This window comes from Streptomyces roseolilacinus (assembly GCF_014649335.1).
GTDB classification, from domain to species: domain Bacteria; phylum Actinomycetota; class Actinomycetes; order Streptomycetales; family Streptomycetaceae; genus Streptomyces; species Streptomyces roseolilacinus.
Genome location: NZ_BMSV01000004.1, coordinates 493,571 through 511,065, shown reverse-complemented (window position 1 = coordinate 511,065; position 17,495 = coordinate 493,571). Strand labels below are relative to the sequence as shown.

General features: G+C 75.0%; 19 protein-coding genes and 1 tRNA gene. 11 read left to right on the top strand and 9 right to left on the bottom strand.

The annotated features are described in order from the left end of the window. The first annotated feature begins 564 nt into the window (after nt 1-564). The 3 genes from IE106_RS12480 to ispF all read left to right on the top strand — a co-directional run bounded on the left by IE106_RS12480 (nt 565) and on the right by ispF (nt 2,624). Complete coding sequence (locus IE106_RS12480) at nt 565-1,047, top strand: CarD family transcriptional regulator (RefSeq protein WP_003953493.1); 483 nt, start codon at nt 565-567, stop codon at nt 1,045-1,047. 352 nt (nt 1,048-1,399) lie between these two features. Further along, nucleotides 1,400-2,140, top strand: coding sequence for a 2-C-methyl-D-erythritol 4-phosphate cytidylyltransferase (ispD, locus tag IE106_RS12475; RefSeq protein WP_189532982.1), 741 nt, complete (start codon nt 1,400-1,402; stop codon nt 2,138-2,140). After that, nucleotides 2,130-2,624 carry a 2-C-methyl-D-erythritol 2,4-cyclodiphosphate synthase gene (gene ispF / locus IE106_RS12470; protein WP_189532980.1) on the top strand — a complete coding sequence of 165 codons (495 nt, stop codon included), beginning with the start codon at nt 2,130-2,132 and terminating at the stop codon, nt 2,622-2,624. Before ispD ends, ispF begins: the two co-directional genes overlap by 11 nt. 159 nt (nt 2,625-2,783) lie before the next feature. Here the strand turns inward: ispF and IE106_RS12465 are convergent, their stop codons facing one another. After that, nucleotides 2,784-3,032, bottom strand: a complete 249-nt coding sequence (locus IE106_RS12465) for a DUF5133 domain-containing protein (RefSeq protein ID WP_229840303.1) — start codon at nt 3,030-3,032, stop codon at nt 2,784-2,786. A 137-nt stretch (nt 3,033-3,169) separates the two neighbouring features. On the opposite strand from IE106_RS12465, the gene cysS reads away from it, so the two are divergent. From cysS to IE106_RS12445, 4 genes are all read left to right on the top strand, one after another. Further along, the gene (cysS, locus tag IE106_RS12460) at nt 3,170-4,567 is read left to right on the top strand and encodes a cysteine--tRNA ligase (protein ID WP_189532976.1); all 1,398 of its coding nucleotides are present in this window, start codon (nt 3,170-3,172) and stop codon (nt 4,565-4,567) included. An 84-nt stretch (nt 4,568-4,651) separates the two neighbouring features. Further along, a complete protein-coding gene (gene rlmB / locus IE106_RS12455) occupies nt 4,652-5,602 on the top strand; it encodes a 23S rRNA (guanosine(2251)-2'-O)-methyltransferase RlmB (RefSeq protein WP_189532974.1) in 951 nt (316 codons plus the stop codon). Between the two features lie 164 nt (nt 5,603-5,766). After that, nucleotides 5,767-7,443 carry a DoxX family protein gene (locus tag IE106_RS12450; RefSeq protein ID WP_189532972.1) on the top strand — a complete coding sequence of 559 codons (1,677 nt, stop codon included), beginning with the start codon at nt 5,767-5,769 and terminating at the stop codon, nt 7,441-7,443. 207 nt (nt 7,444-7,650) lie between these two features. Then, nucleotides 7,651-8,226, top strand: coding sequence for a helix-turn-helix domain-containing protein (locus IE106_RS12445; RefSeq protein ID WP_229840349.1), 576 nt, complete (start codon nt 7,651-7,653; stop codon nt 8,224-8,226). Here the strand turns inward: IE106_RS12445 and IE106_RS12440 are convergent. The 3 genes from IE106_RS12440 to IE106_RS12430 all read right to left on the bottom strand — a co-directional run bounded on the left by IE106_RS12440 (nt 8,223) and on the right by IE106_RS12430 (nt 10,742). Next, nucleotides 8,223-8,939: a nucleotidyltransferase family protein gene (locus tag IE106_RS12440; RefSeq protein WP_189532968.1), complete on the bottom strand. Its 717-nt coding sequence runs from the start codon at nt 8,937-8,939 to the stop codon at nt 8,223-8,225. The two genes, IE106_RS12445 and IE106_RS12440, sit on opposite strands and share 4 nt — an antisense overlap. A gap of 49 nt (nt 8,940-8,988) precedes the next feature. Next, a complete protein-coding gene (locus tag IE106_RS12435) occupies nt 8,989-9,405 on the bottom strand; it encodes a hypothetical protein (RefSeq protein ID WP_189532966.1) in 417 nt (138 codons plus the stop codon). Between the two features lie 200 nt (nt 9,406-9,605). Beyond that, the gene (locus tag IE106_RS12430) at nt 9,606-10,742 is read right to left on the bottom strand and encodes an ABC transporter ATP-binding protein (RefSeq protein ID WP_189532964.1); all 1,137 of its coding nucleotides are present in this window, start codon (nt 10,740-10,742) and stop codon (nt 9,606-9,608) included. Between the two features lie 183 nt (nt 10,743-10,925). On the opposite strand from IE106_RS12430, the gene IE106_RS12425 reads away from it, so the two are divergent. The 3 genes from IE106_RS12425 (at nt 10,926) to IE106_RS12415 (ending at nt 11,896) form a co-directional block, all read left to right on the top strand. Beyond that, nucleotides 10,926-11,002: transfer RNA gene (locus tag IE106_RS12425), tRNA-Thr, on the top strand. A 56-nt stretch (nt 11,003-11,058) separates the two neighbouring features. After that, on the top strand, nt 11,059-11,304 hold the full coding sequence (locus IE106_RS12420; RefSeq protein WP_189532962.1) for a hypothetical protein: 246 nt from the start codon (nt 11,059-11,061) through the stop codon (nt 11,302-11,304). Nucleotides 11,305-11,422: 118 nt separating this feature from the next. Then, the gene (locus IE106_RS12415) at nt 11,423-11,896 is read left to right on the top strand and encodes a GNAT family N-acetyltransferase (protein WP_189532959.1); all 474 of its coding nucleotides are present in this window, start codon (nt 11,423-11,425) and stop codon (nt 11,894-11,896) included. 35 nt (nt 11,897-11,931) lie between these two features. Here the strand turns inward: IE106_RS12415 and IE106_RS12410 are convergent, their stop codons facing one another. From IE106_RS12410 to IE106_RS12390, 5 genes are all read right to left on the bottom strand, one after another. Continuing rightward, nucleotides 11,932-12,930: a zinc-binding dehydrogenase gene (locus IE106_RS12410; RefSeq protein WP_189532957.1), complete on the bottom strand. Its 999-nt coding sequence runs from the start codon at nt 12,928-12,930 to the stop codon at nt 11,932-11,934. Nucleotides 12,931-12,978: 48 nt separating this feature from the next. Continuing rightward, the gene (locus IE106_RS12405; protein WP_189532955.1) at nt 12,979-14,181 is read right to left on the bottom strand and encodes an FAD-dependent oxidoreductase; all 1,203 of its coding nucleotides are present in this window, start codon (nt 14,179-14,181) and stop codon (nt 12,979-12,981) included. Between the two features lie 80 nt (nt 14,182-14,261). Continuing rightward, nucleotides 14,262-14,762 (bottom strand): hypothetical protein, encoded by a 501-nt coding sequence (locus IE106_RS12400; RefSeq protein ID WP_189533230.1) that lies wholly within the window; start codon nt 14,760-14,762, stop codon nt 14,262-14,264. Nucleotides 14,763-14,797: 35 nt separating this feature from the next. Next, complete coding sequence (locus IE106_RS12395; protein ID WP_189532953.1) at nt 14,798-15,427, bottom strand: response regulator; 630 nt, start codon at nt 15,425-15,427, stop codon at nt 14,798-14,800. Further along, nucleotides 15,424-16,677 (bottom strand): sensor histidine kinase, encoded by a 1,254-nt coding sequence (locus IE106_RS12390; RefSeq protein WP_373295940.1) that lies wholly within the window; start codon nt 16,675-16,677, stop codon nt 15,424-15,426. The genes IE106_RS12395 and IE106_RS12390 overlap by 4 nt, the downstream gene beginning before the upstream one ends. Nucleotides 16,678-16,900: 223 nt before the next feature. Here IE106_RS12390 and IE106_RS12385 point away from each other — a divergent pair, with 223 nt between their 5' ends. After that, a complete protein-coding gene (locus IE106_RS12385) occupies nt 16,901-17,470 on the top strand; it encodes a GlcG/HbpS family heme-binding protein (RefSeq protein ID WP_189532951.1) in 570 nt (189 codons plus the stop codon). The last annotated feature ends 25 nt before the right edge of the window (nt 17,471-17,495 follow it).

Genomic DNA, 17,495 nt, shown 5'->3' with positions numbered 1-17,495 from the left:
GAACGGGTGCGACCTCTCCGGGACCGGGCCGGCAGGACCGGATCAAGGGGCGGTCGGCGGGCTCAGGTTACCGACCCCGTGTCCCCGACCCGCACCCGACCCGCCCTGTACCGCCCCCGGTGCCCGCGCCGCGGTCCCGGCGGGCCCCGTCGGGCCCCGCCGGCGGCCGGCTTCTCGGCGCCGTTCGCATAACCGGCTTGATCAATTCTCCGGCGCTCACACATTCCCCACGGAAAAGCCACCCGTGATCAATTCGGGAAAGTGCCCGGCTTCCGTCCGTGCGTGTGACCGACAACCGAACGGAGTACGGGAACTGGGCACCCGCGAACCGGACGAACTGTGACGTTTCACTCGTCCGGTGGTCCTCCGAGCGGCCCCGGCCGGGGCGTTTCGGGCCGCGTCCGCAGCCGCTCCGACCTGCGAATACCTCCCGCCGGAAGCCTGTCGCAGCACGTCCGTGTCGCTGTTGTCAAGCCCCGAGATATGCCCTGACCTGCGAAAACGCCATTCAGAAGAAGCCGTATCCGTGTTACCCTGGATAGCCACGGAAGGGGTACCTGTCACATGACGTTCAAGGTTGGCGACACCGTGGTCTATCCCCATCACGGGGCCGCGCTGATCGAGGCTATCGAAACTCGCCAGATCAAAGGCGTGGACAAGACCTACTTGGTGCTCAAGGTCGCCCAGGGTGACTTGACGGTACGTGTCCCGGCGGACAACGCGGAGTTCGTCGGTGTGCGCGATGTGGTCGGCCAGGACGGCCTGGACCGGGTCTTCGAGGTGCTTCGCGCGCCGTACGCCGAGGAGCCCACGAACTGGTCCCGTCGCTACAAGGCGAACCTCGAGAAGCTCGCCTCGGGCGATGTCATCAAGGTCGCCGAGGTAGTGCGCGACCTGTGGCGTCGTGAGCGCGAGCGCGGTCTCTCCGCCGGAGAGAAGCGGATGCTCGCCAAGGCGCGCCAGATCCTCGTCAGCGAGCTCGCGCTCGCGGAGAACACCAACGAAGACAAGGCCGAGGCCCTGCTCGACGAGGTCCTCGCGTCCTGACGCCGGGTCCTCGGACCCCCGGCACCACCGCACCCTCCGGAAGGGGGCGGACGGACCGGGGTCCCGAGCACCGAGTACCGGACTGAGCCGCCGTCCGCGCGGTACGCCACTGTGCGGTACGCCTCACATGGCGAAAGTGGTCACCACTGCCGCGGTGCCCGATGACATGCTGTGAAACCACAGCTTCGTCGCCGGGCGCTGCGGCATGTTCGTACCCCCACCGGGGTCGCGGCTGTCGGCGACCGGGCGACTCGCTCGACCAGCGTCACGGAAGGGTCCGGTCAAGGGGTCGCGCCCGCGCTGTGGCCATACCCATGTCGGCCGAGTAAACAAACCTGCCGGAGTGCAACCGATGTCAGACGCAGCACCTCCTGCCCGCACCGCGGCGGTCATCCCCGCCGCGGGCCGAGGCGTACGGCTCGGGCCGGGCGCCCCCAAGGCGCTCCGCACGCTGGGCGGCACCCCGATGCTGATCCACGCCGTGCGGGCCATGTCCGCGTCCCGCGCCGTGTCCCTGGTCGTCGTCGTGGCACCCCCGGACGACGTCGCGGGCGTACGGGCGCTCCTGGACGAGTACCCGGCGCCCGAGCGCACCGAGGTCCTCGTCGTCCCCGGCGGCGCCACCCGCCAGGAGTCCGTGCGGCACGGCCTGGACGCGCTGCCCGACTCGGTCACCACCGTCCTCGTCCACGACGCCGCCCGCCCCCTCGTCCCGGTCGACACGGTCGACGCGGTCATCGAGGCCGTACGGGACGGGGGCGCCGCCGCCGTCGTGCCGGCCGTGCCGCTGGCGGACACGGTCAAGGAGGTCGAGCCGGCCGCCGACGGCGCGCCCGAGCCGGTCCTCGGCACGCCCGAGCGGGCCCGGCTGCGCGCGGTGCAGACCCCCCAGGGCTTCGACCGCGCCACCCTGGTGCGCGCGCACGCGGAGGTCACCGGCGAGGTCACCGACGACGCGAGCATGGTCGAGCGGCTCGGCGTCCGGGTCGTCGCCGTGCCCGGCCACGAGGAGGCGTTCAAGGTGACGCGGCCGCTGGACCTGGTGCTGGCGGAGGCCGTCCTGGCGCGCAGGAGGGTGAACGATGGGTTCTGAGGGCTTCCCGCTGCCGCTCGTCGGCATCGGCACGGACGTCCACGCCTTCGAGCCCGGCCGCGAGCTGTGGTGCGCGGGCCTGCTCTGGGAGGGCGAGGAGTACGGCCTGGCCGGGCACTCCGACGGGGACGTGGCCGCCCACGCGGCGTGCGACGCGCTGTTCTCCGCCGCCGGGATCGGCGACCTCGGCGCGCACTTCGGCACGAGCCGCCCCGAGTGGTCGGGCGCGTCCGGCGTCACCCTCCTCAGGGAGGCGGCGCGGATCGTCCGCGCGGAGGGGTACGAGATCGGCAACGTGGCCGTGCAGGTCATCGGCGTACGGCCGAAGATCGGCAAGCGCCGCGCGGAGGCGCAGGAGGCGCTGGGCGCGGCGGTGGGCGCCCCGGTCGCCGTGTCCGGGACGACCACCGATGGGCTCGGCCTGACCGGCCGGGCCGAGGGCCTGGCGGCCATCGCCACCGCGCTGCTCGTACGGCGGCCGTAGACCGCCTTCCCCGGACGGCCCGCCGGCCGGGGAAGGGACCGGCGGGCCGGGGCCCGCTCGCACGCGTGCGCCGCCCCGTCCGTACCGCCCGGGTCACCGGACGGTACGGGCGGGGCCCCCGCCGGGCCGAGGTGGGGGGGCCCGGGCGGGGGAGGGGCGTCAGGCCGCCAGCTCCGTGCGCTCCGCCTCCAGGGCGGGGGGAGCGGTGGCGCCGGCCGGCGGGGCGAGGAGGGCGTCGGCGGTCGTCAGGGCGTCCTCGATGCGGGTGGTGCCGGTGGCGACGCACAGCGTGTAGGTGACGTCGTCCAGGTGCTGCTCGAGCCCCTTCTCGCCGCGGCTGTGCGCGATGCGCAGGTCGGCGTAGCGGGCGAGCAGGGAACGCAGGTAGCGGGGGTCGGGTGTCAGCACGGCTGGGACCTCCATCGACGGGCTGGGACTGCGCGCCTACCCCGACTTCGATCAAGCATGCGCGGGGCGGGGAAGACGGGGCCGGGAATCCGGGCGACCGGGCGTGGGCACGGGCGGCCGCCCACTACCCTGGAGTGGTGACTATTCGGCTGTACGACACCAGCGCCCGGCAGATCCGCGACTTCGCCCCCCTCAGGCCCGGGTGCGTCTCGATCTACCTGTGTGGCGCGACCGTGCAGGCGGCCCCCCACATCGGGCACATCAGGTCCGGGCTGAACTTCGACATCATGCGCCGCTGGTTCGCCTACCGCGGCTACGAGGTGACGTTCGTCCGCAACGTCACCGACATCGATGACAAGATCATCGCCAAGGCCGCCGACCAGGGCCGTCCGTGGTGGTCGATCGGGTACGAGAACGAGCGCGCGTTCAACGACGGCTACCGGGTCCTCGGCTGCCTGCCGCCCACGTACGAGCCCCGGGCCACCGGACACGTCACCGAGATGGTCGAGATGATGCGCGGCCTCATCGAGCGGGGCCACGCCTACGAGGCGGACGGCAACGTCTACTTCGACGTGCGCTCCTTCCCCGGGTACCTGGAGCTGTCCCGGCAGGACCTGGACGACCTGCGCCAGCCGTCCGGCGAGGGCGAGACCGGCAAGCGCGACCCGCGGGACTTCGCCCTGTGGAAGGCGGCCAAGCCCGGCGAGCCCAGCTGGGAGACGCCCTGGGGCCGGGGCCGGCCGGGCTGGCACCTGGAGTGCTCGGCCATGGCCCACAAGTACCTGGGCGAGGCCTTCGACATCCACGGCGGCGGCCTCGACCTGATCTTCCCGCACCACGAGAACGAGATCGCCCAGGCCAAGGCGTACGGCGACACGTTCGCCCGGTACTGGGCGCACAACGCCTGGGTCACCATGAGCGGCGAGAAGATGTCGAAGTCGCTCGGCAACTCCGTGCTCGTCTCCGAGATGGTCAAGCAGTGGCGCCCCGTCGTCCTGCGCTACTACCTCGGCACCCCGCACTACCGGTCGATGATCGAGTACAGCGAGGAGGCCCTGCGCGAGGCGGACGCCGCGTACGCGCGGATCGAGGGCTTCGTCCAGCGGGTCGTCGAGAAGGCCGGCCGGGTCGTCGACCCCGCGGCCGAGGTGCCGCCGGCGTTCGCCGAGGCGATGGACGACGACATGGGCGTCCCGCAGGCGCTCGCGGTCATCCACAACACCGTCCGGCAGGGCAACAGCGCCCTGGCCGCCGACGACAAGGACACGGCCGTCGCCCGGCTCTCGGAGGTCCGGGCGATGCTCGGCGTCCTGGGCCTGGACCCGCTCGACCCGCACTGGGCGGGCGAGAGCGGCGGCCAGGACCTGCACGGCGTCGTCGACAGCCTCGTACGGATGGTGCTCGACCAGCGGGAGGCGGCCCGCGCCCGCAAGGACTGGGCCACCGCCGACGCGATCCGCGACCAGCTCGGGCAGTCCGGACTCGTCATCGAGGACGGGCCGGACGGTCCTCGCTGGACGCTCGGCGCCCGCTGACGCACTCTTGATGTGCCGCCCGGCCCGGCCGGGCGGCACACTGACGTATGTACGACTGTGAAGTTTGACGGAGACAGGTAGGTCATGGCCGGGAACAGCCAGCGCAGGAACCGCCGCACCAGCAACAAGAAGGGCGCGACGGTCGGCAGCGGTGGCAAGCGGCGCCGCTCGCTCGAGGGCAAGGGGCCGACGCCGCCCGCGCACATGCGCAAGGGCCATACGAAGAACCGCGTCGCCAACGCCAAGGCCAAGCAGGCCGCGCGCCGCCCCGTCGCCCGGCGCGGCGGCAAGGGCCAGTCCGAGATGGTCGTCGGCCGCAACCCGGTCTACGAGGCCCTGCGCGACGGCGTCCCCGCGACCACGCTGTACGTCCAGCAGTTCATCGACAACGACGAGCGGGTGCGCGACGCGCTCAAGCTCGCGGCCGACCGCGGCGGCATCCACCTGATGGAGGCCCCGCGCGCCGAGCTCGACCGGATGACGAACGGCCTGAACCACCAGGGCCTCGTCCTCCAGGTCCCGCCCTACGAGTACGCCCACCCGGAGGACCTGGCCGCCGCCGCGTACGACGAGGGCGAGGAGCCGCTGATCGTCGCCCTCGACGGCGTCACCGACCCGCGGAACCTCGGCGCGATCGTCCGGTCCGTGTCGGCGTTCGGCGGACACGGCGTCGTCGTCCCGGAGCGGCGCGCCGCCGGCATGACCGCGGGCGCGTGGAAGACGTCCGCCGGCACGGCCGCCCGCACGCCCGTCGCCCGCGCCACCAACCTGACGCGCGCCCTGGAGGCGTACCAGAAGGCCGGCCTGACCGTCGTCGGCCTCGCCGCCGAGGGCGAGACCGAGGTCGGCGACCTGGAGGCGCTGGAGGGCCCGGTCGTCATCGTCGTCGGCAGCGAGGGCAAGGGCCTGTCCCGGCTCGTCGGGGAGACCTGCGACCACCTCGTCCGCATCCCGATGCCGGGCGGCGCGGAGTCGCTGAACGCCGGTGTCGCCGCCGGTGTCGTGCTGTACGAGGCGGCGCGCCGCCGCGGCTGACCCGCCCGGTGGGGCGGCCCGTCCGCCGCCGGGCGGCCCGCCCGCCGTGGGCGCCCCACCCGCACCATCCGTCACCGCCGTACCGGGGCCCGTCGTGATCTTGACGGGCCTCGGACATTTCGGAGCCGTCACAGCAGTGTCCTAAAGCGCCATCACTCGGTTAGATGAGCGTGGACACCAGAACGCCCCGGCCCGGCTTCGATGATCAGCCTGCGCTGAACATGGTCAAGGTGCACAGCGACCCCGCACAGGTCATCGTGAACCACGCCAGTTTCCGGGTAGAGCTCGCCCCGGTCCGAAGGCCCCGGTTCGCCGACCCCGGCCGCGTCCCCGCCATGAGCGGCGCGGCGCCCGGCGGGAGCCGGCGGCGGGCACCCGTCGTGTGGACCGGCAAGTCCTCGCCCGGCGACCCCGGCGCGACCCGGCTCCTCCAGGCCGTACGGGACTCCGCCTCCGTCGACACCCTCGACCGCACGGCCGCCGTCCCGCTCCTGGACGCGGATACGGGCGCCACCCGGACCGTCCCGCGCGTCGGCCACCCCGACGACACCCTGCCGACGCCCGTCGTCGGCGGGCGGCGCGGCCCCGGCGCGCCGCTGCTGCCGCCCATGCGGCGGGCCGAGGGCGCCTACGACGCCCGCCCCGAGGACCTCGACGTCCCCGGCCCCCGGCACGGGCCGGCGTACGACGCGGACCGCGACTCCGACGGGTACGGCGACCGGTACGGCGACGGCGACCGGTACGGCTCCGGGGACCGCGACGCGTACGCCGAGGGCTCCGCCGCGCACCACCGCCACGCCTACTACCCCGGCCGCCGGATGAACCTCGGGGTCGTGCTGCTGCCGCTGCGCGTCTTCCTCGGCCTCATCTCCGTCTACGCCGGCATGGGCAAGCTCTGCGACCCCGTCTACTTCGACGGCGGCGAGCGCGGCTCGATGGTCCGGTGGCTCACCTCGCTGAATCCGTGGCCGCTCGCCGAACCCCTGCGGGACTTCGCGCTGTCCCACCCGGTCGGCGCGGGCCTCGGTGTGGCGTTCGCCCAGGTCATCGTGGGCGTCCTCACGGTCCTGGGGCTGTGGCAGCGGGTCGCCGCCGCATTCGGCGCGCTGCTGTCGGCGGCGCTGCTGCTGACGATGAGCTGGCGGGCCGTACCGGTGTACGAGGCGCCCGACATCATCTACCTCGCCGCCTGGTCGCCGCTGCTCATCGCCGGGGCGCCGGTCTACTCCGTCGACGGCCGCCTGGCGGGCGAGGCCTGGCGGACGCTCGGTCCGCGCGCCGCGCTGTGGGAGCTGCGCCGTCGCGTCCTGCGCCGCGGCGCGGTCGTCGCGGCCGTGGTGGCGGGCCTGACGCTGCTCGTCGGCTCGGTGCTCGGCGGGGCCGTACGCTCCTCCGACCTGATCACCGTGCCCGGCCCGAACGACGACCCGACGAACCACCTGACCGGCCGGCCCCTCCCCGAGGAGCCGGTGGAGAGCGGCGGGTCCGCGAGCACGTCGGAGCAGGAGCCCTCCCCGTCCGAGTCGGCGTCCCCGTCCGAGTCGACCACCCCGACCGAGAGCCCCACGGCCGGTCAGGAGGCCGAGGAGGAGACGGTGTACGAGAACGACCGGGTCGAGGAGCCCACGGCCACGCAGGGCGTCGGCGAGGCCCCCCAGGAGACCCGCCCCGAACCGCCGCCGCCCTCCAGCGCCGGCCCCACGTCCAGCGGCGGCTCCGGCGGCTCCGGCGGGAGCGGCGAGGACTCCGGCCCGGGCGGCACGGAGGACGGCTCGTCCGGCGGCTCCTCCGGAGGCGGCACGGGCGGCAACCGCAACCCCCTGGGCGGTCTCTTCGGCTGACCCGGGGGCTCCCGGGCCCCTTCCCGGACCGAGGGCGGCCACCGCGCGCGAGGACGCGCCGGTGGCCGCCCTCGGCCGTTTCCCGGAAACGGCAACAACGGTTGCCGCCCCCGGAACGGCCGGGGTCCAATGACGGGCATGCGGCACGAGACACCGGAGCACCGGTCCGTACGGCGGCGCCCCTCCCCCGGCCCGCGGCCCGCCGACATGGAGCAGGCACTCGCCCGGGTCGGGCCCCGGCTGCGGGAGCTGCGGCAGCGGCGCGGGGTGACCCTCGCCGCGCTGTCCGAGGCCACCGGGATCTCGCGCAGCACCCTCTCCCGGCTGGAGACCGGGCAGCGGCGGCCCACGCTGGAACTGCTGCTGCCGCTCTCCCAGGCGCACCAGGTGCCGCTCGACGAGCTGGTCGACGCCCCCGACGTCGGGGACCCGCGGGTACGGCTCAAGCCGCGTACCGTGCACGGCTCGACCGTGGTGCCGCTCACCCGGCAGCCCGGCCCGCTGCAGACGTACAAGATGGTCATCCCGGCCTCCCGGGCCACGCCCGACCCGCGCGTCCACGAGGGGCACGAGTGGCTGTACGTGCTGGCGGGGCGGCTGCGGCTGGTGCTCGGCGACCACGACGTGGTGCTGGGGTCCGGTGAGGCCGCCGAGTTCGACACGCGGGTGCCGCACTGGTTCGGCAGCACCGGGAACGGCCCGGTGGAGGTGCTCAGCATCTTCGGCAGCCAGGGCGAGCGGATGCACGTACGGGCGCGGACGCGGCGGGACGGCGCCGGCTAGCCGCCGTGCGCGGCCAGTTCCCTGGCGGCCTCCGCCAGGTCCTTCGCGGTGTCGATGGCGCGCCAGTAGGCGCCCTGCGGCAGCGGGAAGCCGGCGAGGCGCCGTTCGCGGGCGAGGCGCGGGAACGTGGTCCGCTCGTGGTCGCCCCGCTCGGGCAGCAGGTCGCGGAAGGCCGCGGAGAAGACGTACACGCCCGCGTTGATCAGGTACGGCGACGGGGGCGCCTCGATGAAGTCGGTGATGTGCCCGAACGCGTCGGTCTCGACGGCGCCCCACGGGATGCGGGGGCGGGCCAGGGCGAGGGTGGCGGTGGCGTCGCGCTCGGTGTGGAACCCGGCCATCTCGCGCAGCGAGAAACGGGTCCAGACGTCGCCGTTGGTCGCGTACCAGGGCTCGTCGGGGTACGGCAGGCGGGCCGCCGCGTACTTCAGGCCGCCGCCGCGGCCCAGCGGCTGCTCCTCGACGACGGTGGTGACGTGCAGGGGCAGGTCGGCGGTGTCGAGCCACTGCCGCAGGACGTCGGCGAGGTGGCCGCAGGAGACGACCGCGTGGGTCACGCCCTCGGCGGCCAGCCAGGACAACTGGTGGCCGATGATCGGGGTCCCGGTGCCCGGGATCTCGACCATCGGCTTGGGGCGGTCGTCGGTGTAGGGGCGCAGGCGGGACCCCTGGCCGCCCGCCAGGACCACGGCCTGCGTCGGAGTGGTGTGCATACCGGGCACGATAGGCGTACCGCGGTGGTCACCGGGCGCGCTCCGCCGCTCAGCTCGCAGAGGCGACGCCACCGGCGAACGAGGTGTCGCAGACGGGCCGCGAGTAGGACTGCGCCTCGGTCGGGCCGTAGACGCGGACGGCGGCGGTGCCCAGGTCGCGGGCGATCGACATGCAGTGCCTGGCGAGGGACGGGCTGTCCTCCACGGCGCGCTGGAGGTGCGTCAGGGCGACGCCCGGGTCCTCGCGCTCCAGCTCGGTCAGGAGCCGGTCGCGGAGCACGTCCTCGGGGGTGCGCGGCTCGGCCGACCGGACCGAGACGTTCTCCGCGGAGGCGGTGAGGAGTTGGGCTTCGGAGCGCTGGCCCGCCCAGGGGACGCTGGAGACCGCGAGCGTACCGGAGAGGACCAGGACGACGGGCAGGACGAGGGCGAGGGAACGGCCGATGCGGCGTGCTGTCTGGTTCACGGAGGCGAGCGTAGCGCTCGGTGAAGTTTCGGGGACATTCCGTCACTCTCACGGGGGAGGTTTCTCCACCCCCTCGTGCGTCACGTGTTGACGAACGCCACCCGAAATGGCCGGTGTGCCGGGGTATTTCCGTATGCGGGGGCGGTAAACGCGGACGGCTCCGCGTGGAGCACGCGGAGCCGTCCGGCGGTCGGGCGGGATCAGTCGCTGAGGCGCTCGCCGGTGGAGGTGGAGAAGACGTGCAGCTCGTCCGGGCGCGGGACGACGTGCAACTCGGAGCCCTTCTCCGGGATGGCGCGGCCGCCGACGCGGACGACGAGGTCCTTCGGCTCGCCGCCGACGCGGGCGGAGCCGTACACGTAGCCGTCGGCGCCGAGCTCCTCGACGACGTTGACGGAGACGGCGAGGCCGGCCGGGGCGGAGGCGTCCTTGGTCAGGGCCTGCGTGGCCGCGGCGCCGCCGTGCTCGACGACGTCGAAGTGCTCGGGGCGGATGCCGACCGTGACGGTCGTGTCGCCCCGGTCGGCGGCGGCGGTGAGCGCCTCGCGCGACACGGGGACGACGCTGTTGCCGAACTTCACGCCGCCGTCCGTGATCGGCACCTCGACCAGGTTCATGGCGGGGGAGCCGATGAAGCCGGCGACGAAGAGGTTGGCCGGGCGGTCGTACATGTTGCGCGGGGTGTCGACCTGCTGGAGCAGGCCGTCCTTGAGGACGGCGACGCGGTCGCCCATGGTGAGGGCCTCGACCTGGTCGTGCGTGACGTACACGGTGGTGATGCCGAGGCGGCGCTGCAGGGACGCGATCTGCGTACGGGTGGAGACGCGGAGCTTGGCGTCGAGGTTGGACAGCGGCTCGTCCATGAGGAACACCTGGGGCTCGCGGACGATGGCGCGGCCCATGGCGACGCGCTGGCGCTGACCGCCGGAGAGCGCCTTCGGCTTGCGGTCCAGGTACTCGGTCAGGTCGAGGATCTTCGCCGCCTCCTCGACCTTCTTGCGGATCTCCGCCTTGTTGACGCCGGCGATCTTGAGGGCGAAGCCCATGTTGTCGGCGACGGTCATGTGCGGGTAGAGCGCGTAGTTCTGGAACACCATGGCGATGTCCCGGTCCTTCGGCGGCAGGTGGGTGACGTCGCGGTCGCCGATGCGGATCGCGCCGCCGTTGACGTCCTCCAGGCCCGCGAGCATGCGCAGGGAGGTGGACTTGCCGCAGCCGGAGGGGCCGACGAGGACGAGGAACTCGCCGTCCGCGATCTCGATCTCGAGCTGGTCGACGGCGGGCTTGGTGCCGCCCGGGTAGAGCCGGGTTGCCTTGTCGAACGTGACAGACGCCATGGTGATGGGTCCCTTCACCGGCAGGAACGTGCCGGACGATCCGAGTAAAGGAAGGATGTGTGTCCAGTCCACCCAGGTGAACTTCCCGGTGACGCTACCTGGCGGGACGGGGCCTGTCAGCAGTTCGAGACCGGCGAAATTTTCGATGTCGGCGGGTCCGCGGTTGGTTACACTGGCCCGGCTGCCGCCTTAGCTCAGTTGGCTAGAGCGCTTGACTTGTAATCTTGAGGTCGTCGGTTCGATTCCGACAGGCGGCTCCACGGAAGACTCCTGGCCCGCCCGGCCGGGAGTCTTCGGCGTTCCGGGGGGTGTGGCGATGGCGCCGGTGTGGCCGGTGTGTCCCTGCTGCGAGCAGATGTTCGTCCAGGTGTACCGCTTCAAGGACGGCGGCGAGCCGTTCCTGCTGTGCACGGAGTGCGAGGCCTTCTGGTGGCCCGACGCGGTGGTGGGCGAGGGGACGGCCCTGCTCCTCGACGACGTGGTGGCCGAGCGGCTGGGCGTCGCGGACGGCCGGGTGTGGACCGGCCGCACCTGGTCCGACGTGCTGGAACCCCAGGAGTGAGCGCGTCCGCGCGGTGACCCCCACCGCGCCCGTCCGGCCCGCCGGGAGCCCGGCGGAGCGGCGGCCGGGGGACGGAAGGCCCTGGACCGCGGGGCCCGGGGCGGGGGAGGGTGGGGGCATGATTCGTAGCGCCACCGCGGCCGACGTGCCCGTCATCCACGCCATGATCCGCGACCTCGCCGAGTACGAGAAGGCCCTGCACGAGGTGCGGGCCACCGAGGAGCAGCTGCACGAGGCGCTGTTCGGGGAGCGGGCGGCGGCGTACGCCCACGTCGCGCAGGACGAGGACGGCGAGGTGGTCGGCTTCGCCCTGTGGTTCCTGAACTTCTCCACCTGGCGCGGAGTGCACGGCGTCTACCTGGAGGACCTGTACGTGCGCCCCGAGGCGCGCGGCGGCGGGTACGGGAAGGCGCTGCTGCGGGAGCTGGCGCGGATCTGCGTGGAGCGCGGGTACGAGCGGCTGGAGTGGTCCGTCCTGAACTGGAACACCCCGTCGATCGACTTCTACGAGGCGCTGGGCGCGCGTCCCCAGGAGGAGTGGACCGTGTACCGGCTGACCGACGGGGCGCTGGCGGAGCTGGGACGCGGATAGGGCGCGCGACCCGGGCCCGTGAGGGCCGCGCGGCCCTACGGGACCAGGACCACCTTGCCGGTCGTGCGGCGGGTCTCCAGCGCGCGGTGGGCCTCGGCGGCCTCCCTCAGCGGGAAGCGGGAGACGGCGGGGCGCAGGCGGCCGGCCGCGGCCTCGGCCAGGGCGCGGGTCTCCAGGGTGCGGACGTCACCGCCCGCCCGGTCGAGCATGGCCCGACCGAGGACCTGCTCCGAGGTGATGCCCCGGGCGGCAAGCTCCTCCTGCGTGAAGGTGAGCGGCCCGCCGTCCCTGATGCCCTGGCCGGACCAGCCGAAGACGACGTGCCGGCCGCCCTCGCCGAGCAGGTCGACCGCGGCGCGCCCGGTCTCGCCGCCCACGGAGTCGTACACGACCGTCGCCCGCCGCTCCCCGAGGAACGCGCGGGCCTCGGACGGCCAGTCGGGGCGCGTGTAGTCGATCGCGGCGTCGGCGCCGCCCGCGAGGGCGAGGGCCGTCTTCGCGGGGCCGCCCGCGAGGCCGAGGACGGTGGCGCCGGCGTTCTTCGCGTACTGGACGAGGAGCGTGCCGATGCCGCCCGCCGCGGCCGGGACGACGGCGACGTCGCCGGGGCCGAGGTCGGTGAACTGGACGATCCCCATCGTGGTGCGGCCGGTGCCGATCATCGCGACGGCCTGCGCCTCGTCGAGGCCCGGGGGGATCCGGTGGAGGCGGGCCGCGTCGGTGACGGCGAGTTCGGCGTAGCCGCCGGGGCCGGTGCCGAGGTGGGCGACGACGCGTGCGCCGAGCCAGGCCGGGTCGGTGCCCTCGCCGAGCGCGTCGACCGTGCCGGCGACCTCGCGGCCGGGGACGGTGGGCAGGTCGGCGGGGGCGGCGAAGGGGCCGGGCAGGCCCTCGCGCAGGGCCGTGTCGAGGAGGTGGACCCCCGCGGCGGCGACGGCGACGCGGACCTGGCCGGGGGCCGGTACGGGGTCCGGGACCTCCTCGTACGTCAGGTTCTCGGCGGGGCCGAAGGCGTGCAGGCGGATCGCGTGCATGGAGGGCTCCTGTCTCGTGCGGCGGTGTGCACAAGACAGCCTTCGTCCTCAAGCATGGTTGAGGTCAAGGCGGTCGGCCGCCCCGGACGCGCCGAGCGATTCGAGGGCGAGGGCCGCCGCCCGCAGGCCGCTGTGGAACGCCACCTCCGTCAGGAGGCCCGGCGCCGCGACGGCGTCGCCCGCGAGGAACAGCCCGTCGCCCCGCACGATCGCCGGCCGGTCCCGCCAGGTCGTACCGGGGCGGTCGACGGCGCCGGTACGGCCCTGCGCGAGGGCCTCGCGCGACCATTCCGTACGGTCGCGCCACCCGGGGAAGCCCAGGTCCAGCAGGCGCTCGGCGCGCGCGATCCCCACGGCCCTCGACTCGCCGGGCGCCACCGGGAACTGGCCCTGCAGCAGCTGCCGCCCGGCCGGCGCGAGGCCCGGGTCCTGGGCGGTGAACCGTTCCAGCCAGCCCGGCGCGTCCAGGTCGGACACCACGAACGGGTCGCCGGTGCGGGAGCGCAGCACCAGGTCCAGCAGCGCCGTGCGGCCGCTCTCCCAGGTGACCGCCGGGTCCCCCAGGAGCCGGCGGGCCGCGTCCAGGGACGTGGCGACGATGACCGGCCCGCCGGCCGCGTCCGGCAGGGCGTCCACGCGGGAGCCGACCTCGATGCGCACGCCCAGGTTCCAGGCGTGCGCCGCCATGCGCTCCACGACCTGGCCCCAGCCGCCGCGCGGGTAGCGCGCCTCGGGCAGCAGGGCGGCGGCGCGGTGCAGCCGCTCCTGGACGAAGCGGGCCGACAGGGCGCCGGGGTCGTGGTGGAACAGGGCGACCCCGCTGTAGTGCGCAGCGACGCGGGCGGCGGCCGGTCCGGCCTGGGCGGTGGCCCAGGTCCGGAAGTCCGCGTCCACCGGCGCGTCCGCGGGGGCGCGCCGGGCCAGGCGCAGCAGGCCCGGGGGCGGGGTGCGGCGCAGGGCCCCGCCCTGGTGGAAGCGGAACCGGGCGCCCTCCGCCAGCGGGATCCGCGCCAGCGGCCCGAGCAGGCCGCGCTCCGCCAGCCACGCCCGGTGCGGTCCGCGGTGGTACAGGGCGTGCGGGCCCTCGTTGGTGCGGTACGGGGCGCCGGCGGTGCGGGCGCGGCCGCCGAGCGTCCGGTGCGCCTCGTACAGGGTGACGCGGGCGCCGGCCTCGGCGGCGGTGATCGCGGCGGTCAGCCCGGCGAAACCGCCGCCTATGACGGTGACGCGCCGGCCGGAACGGGTGGTCATGACTCCTCCTGGTGGGGCGGGGTGCTCTCACCAGGTAGACCGACGGCGGTCCGGTTTCGTGACGTGCCGGCGCGGGCCGCTCAGGGCAGGCGGGGGAAGCGGGCCTGGAGGTCCCAGACGACCGGGTTGTCGGCGAGGTCCTCGTGCAGGTCGACGAGGTCGGCGATCAGGTCGTGCAGGAAGTCCCGCGCCTCCCGGCGCAGCTCGGCGTGGCCGAAGGTGAGCGGCGGCTCGTCCCCGGGCATCCAGTCCGCCTCCACGTCGACCCAGCCGAAGCGGCGCTCGAACAGCATCCGGTCGGTGGACTCGGTGAAGTCCAGCTCGGCGTACTGCGGCTGCGCCGCCCGGCTGCCGCGCGGGTCCCGGTCGAGCCGCTCGACGATGTCGCACAGCGCCCAGGCGAAGTCGAGCACCGGCACCCATCCCCAGGCCGTGGACACCTCCCGGTCGGCCTCGGTGTCCGCGAGGTACACGTCCCCGCAGAACAGGTCGTGCCGCAGGGCGTGCACGTCGGCCCGCCGGTAGTCGGTCTGCGGGGGGTCGGGGAAGCGACGGGAGAGCGAGTAGCCGATGTCGAGCACGTACGCGATGGTGTCACGTCGCCGGGACCGGGAGGTCACGGGAGGAGGCGTTGCTCCTTGGCGACCGCCACCGCGCCCGCGCGGGTGTCGACGCCGAGCTTGGCGTAGACGCGGCTCAGGTGGGTCTTGACCGTCGCCTCGCTGATGAAGAGGGCGCGGGCGATGTCGCGGTTGCCGAGCCCGCGGGCCAGCTGGCGCAGGATGTCGCGCTCGCGGGCGGTCAGGGAGGGGCCCGCGGCGCCGCGGGCGCGGTCCATGACGCGGCCGGCGACGGGGGCGGACAGGGCCGTGCGGCCCTCGGCGGCCGCGCGGATCGCGGTGAACAGCTCCTCGGGGCGCTCGGCCTTGAGGAGGTAGCCGGTGGCGCCCGCGCCGACGGCGCGGGTGACGTCGGCGTCCGTGTCGTACGTGGTGAGGACGAGGACCCGGACGCCGGACGACGCGATGCGGCGGGTGGCCTCCACGCCGTCCATGCCGGGCCCCAGCTGGAGGTCCATCAGGACCACGTCGGGGCGCAGCCGCGCCGCCCGCGCGACGGCCTCCTCGCCGCTGCCCGCCTCGCCGACGACCTCCATGCCCGGCTCGCTGCCCAGCAGGGCCAGCAGGCCCGCGCGGACGACCGCGTGGTCGTCGCAGAGCAGCACCCGGATCGTCCCCGCCGTCATCGGGTGGCCGCTTCCACGGGGACCGACGCGGACAGGACCGTGCCCTCGTCCGGCGCGGACTCCACCGTCAGGGTGCCGCCCAGCGCCGCCAGCCGGGCGCGCATCGCGGGCAGGCCGTGGCCCCGCACGCCCCCGCCGCGCGCCGGGGCGCCGGACGGGTCGAAGCCGCGGCCGTCGTCCGCCACGTCCAGCACCACCTGGTCGTCCAGGCGGGTCAGGGTGACCGCGGCGGTGGTGGCCCCGGCGTGCTCCCGTACGTTCGCGAGGGCGCCCTGCGCGATCCGCAGCAGCGCCGACGCCACCCGGTCGGGCAGGGGCCCGCCGTCGCCCTCGGCGTGGAAGCGGACCCGGAGCGCGGCGGTCGTCTCGCGGGCGGCGAGGGCCGCCAGCGCCTTCGCCAGGTCGCCGCCGCCGGCGGCCAGGTCGGCGGGGGCCAGGTCGTGGACGAAGCGGCGGGCCTCGGCGAGATTGTGCTCGGCGATCGACGCGGCGGTACGGACGTGGCGGCGCGCCGCCTCCGGGTCGCCGTCCCACGTGCGGTCGGCGGCCTGGAGCAGCATCCGCTGGCTCGACAGGCCCTGCGCGAGGGTGTCGTGGATCTCCATCGCCAGCCGCTGCCGCTCCGCGAGGGTGCCCTCGCGCCGCTCGGTCGCGGCCAGCTCGCGGCGGGTGCGCAGCAGGTCCCCGATGAGCGCCCGCTGCCGGTCGGCCTGCCGCTGGGCGAGGACGAACACGGCCGTCGCGATGGCCGCGGCGGCGGGCGGCGCCACCAGCAGCACCGGGTCGACCCCGGAGTCCGCGAGCTTCTGCAGGGCGACGACCACGAACAGCGTCAGCAGCCCGACCAGCACCAGCGCGGCGCGCGGCGGCAGCAGCCGCAGCCCGGTGTACAGCAGGGGCACGGCGCACAGCGCGAAGCTCGGCGCCACGACCACCAGCACCATCCACACCGCCACCACGGTGAGCAGCCACGCCCGGCCGCGCCGCGCGGGGGCGGCCGCGCCGGGGCCGAGGACGTACAGCCCGGCCAGCGCCGCCGACAGGGCGACGACCCAGCCGGCCGGGCCGTCCCAGGGGTGGCGCAGCAGGTACCGGGCCAGGGAGGCGGCGAGCAGCAGGAAGAAGGCCGCGTGCATCACCCGCGCCAGCCGGCGGGCGTCCGCGTCCCCGGCCCCGTCCGGGACCGGCACCGGGTCGGGGGCCCGGTCCGGAGCGTGCCCGGGGGCCTCCGGTGTGTCCGTGTGCGTCACGTCCCCATCCTCCGCCGCCGCGCGCCGCGCGGCATCAGCCGATCGGCCGACCCCCCTGTCACCCCCTCCGGCGACGCGGGGCCCCGCGTCACGGCGGGAGGGTGGAGGTGCCGCACCGGGCCCGCACCGGGCCCGCACCGGAGCCCGCCTCGGGTCCGGTACCGGGGCCCGCACCGGGCCCCGCGCCCCTCCGGCGACCGACCCCCGACACCTTGGAGCCCCCATGGAAACCCGCCGCGAGAAGACCTCCCCCCGCACCCGCCTCCTGATCGGCGCCCTCGCCGCGGCCGCCCTCTCCGCCGGTACGTTCGGCGCGGTCTCCGCCACCGCCTCCACGCCGCGGCAGGCACCGGCCGCCGAGACCGCCGAGGCCGCCGACCGGAACGTGCACCGGACCCGCCACCTCACCGTCGACGCCGCCACCCGCGCCGCCCAGGCCGCGCTGAAGGCCGCCCGCCAGGACGGCCGGCAGGTCACCGTCGCCGTCGTCGACCGCAACGGCACCACGGTCGCCGTCCTGCGCGGCGACGGCGCGGGCCCGCAGTCGTACGAGTCGGCCCAGCGCAAGGCGTACACCGCCGTCTCCTGGAACGCCCCGACGTCCGACCTGGTCAAGCGCCTGGAGACCACGCCCACCCTGAAGGACATCCCCGGCACGCTGTTCCTCGGCGGCGGCGTCCCCGTGGCCGTGGACGGCGCGCCCGTCGCCGGCATCGGCGTGGCCGGCGCCCCGAGCGGCGCCCTCGACGAGGCGTACGCGCGGGCCGGCGCCGCGGCGCTCGGCGTCCGCTGACCGGACGCCGCACGGCCGGCCGGCG

Bases quoted from the DNA above. Each gene is read 5' to 3' on its own strand.
- IE106_RS12430 (WP_189532964.1), bottom strand. From the start codon at position 10,742: ATGGCGTCTGTCACGTTCGACAAGGCAACCCGGCTCTACCCGGGCGGC.
- IE106_RS12445 (WP_229840349.1), top strand. From the start codon at position 7,651: ATGGAGCAGGCACTCGCCCGGGTCGGGCCCCGGCTGCGGGAGCTGCGG.
- IE106_RS12410 (WP_189532957.1), bottom strand. From the start codon at position 12,930: ATGCACGCGATCCGCCTGCACGCCTTCGGCCCCGCCGAGAACCTGACG.
- IE106_RS12405 (WP_189532955.1), bottom strand. From the start codon at position 14,181: ATGACCACCCGTTCCGGCCGGCGCGTCACCGTCATAGGCGGCGGTTTC.
- ispD (WP_189532982.1), top strand. From the start codon at position 1,400: ATGTCAGACGCAGCACCTCCTGCCCGCACCGCGGCGGTCATCCCCGCC.
- IE106_RS12480 (WP_003953493.1), top strand. From the start codon at position 565: ATGACGTTCAAGGTTGGCGACACCGTGGTCTATCCCCATCACGGGGCC.
- IE106_RS12415 (WP_189532959.1), top strand. From the start codon at position 11,423: ATGATTCGTAGCGCCACCGCGGCCGACGTGCCCGTCATCCACGCCATG.
- IE106_RS12440 (WP_189532968.1), bottom strand. From the start codon at position 8,939: ATGCACACCACTCCGACGCAGGCCGTGGTCCTGGCGGGCGGCCAGGGG.
- IE106_RS12420 (WP_189532962.1), top strand. From the start codon at position 11,059: ATGGCGCCGGTGTGGCCGGTGTGTCCCTGCTGCGAGCAGATGTTCGTC.
- IE106_RS12450 (WP_189532972.1), top strand. From the start codon at position 5,767: ATGAGCGTGGACACCAGAACGCCCCGGCCCGGCTTCGATGATCAGCCT.
- rlmB (WP_189532974.1), top strand. From the start codon at position 4,652: ATGGCCGGGAACAGCCAGCGCAGGAACCGCCGCACCAGCAACAAGAAG.
- ispF (WP_189532980.1), top strand. From the start codon at position 2,130: ATGGGTTCTGAGGGCTTCCCGCTGCCGCTCGTCGGCATCGGCACGGAC.
- IE106_RS12385 (WP_189532951.1), top strand. From the start codon at position 16,901: ATGGAAACCCGCCGCGAGAAGACCTCCCCCCGCACCCGCCTCCTGATC.
- IE106_RS12395 (WP_189532953.1), bottom strand. From the start codon at position 15,427: ATGACGGCGGGGACGATCCGGGTGCTGCTCTGCGACGACCACGCGGTC.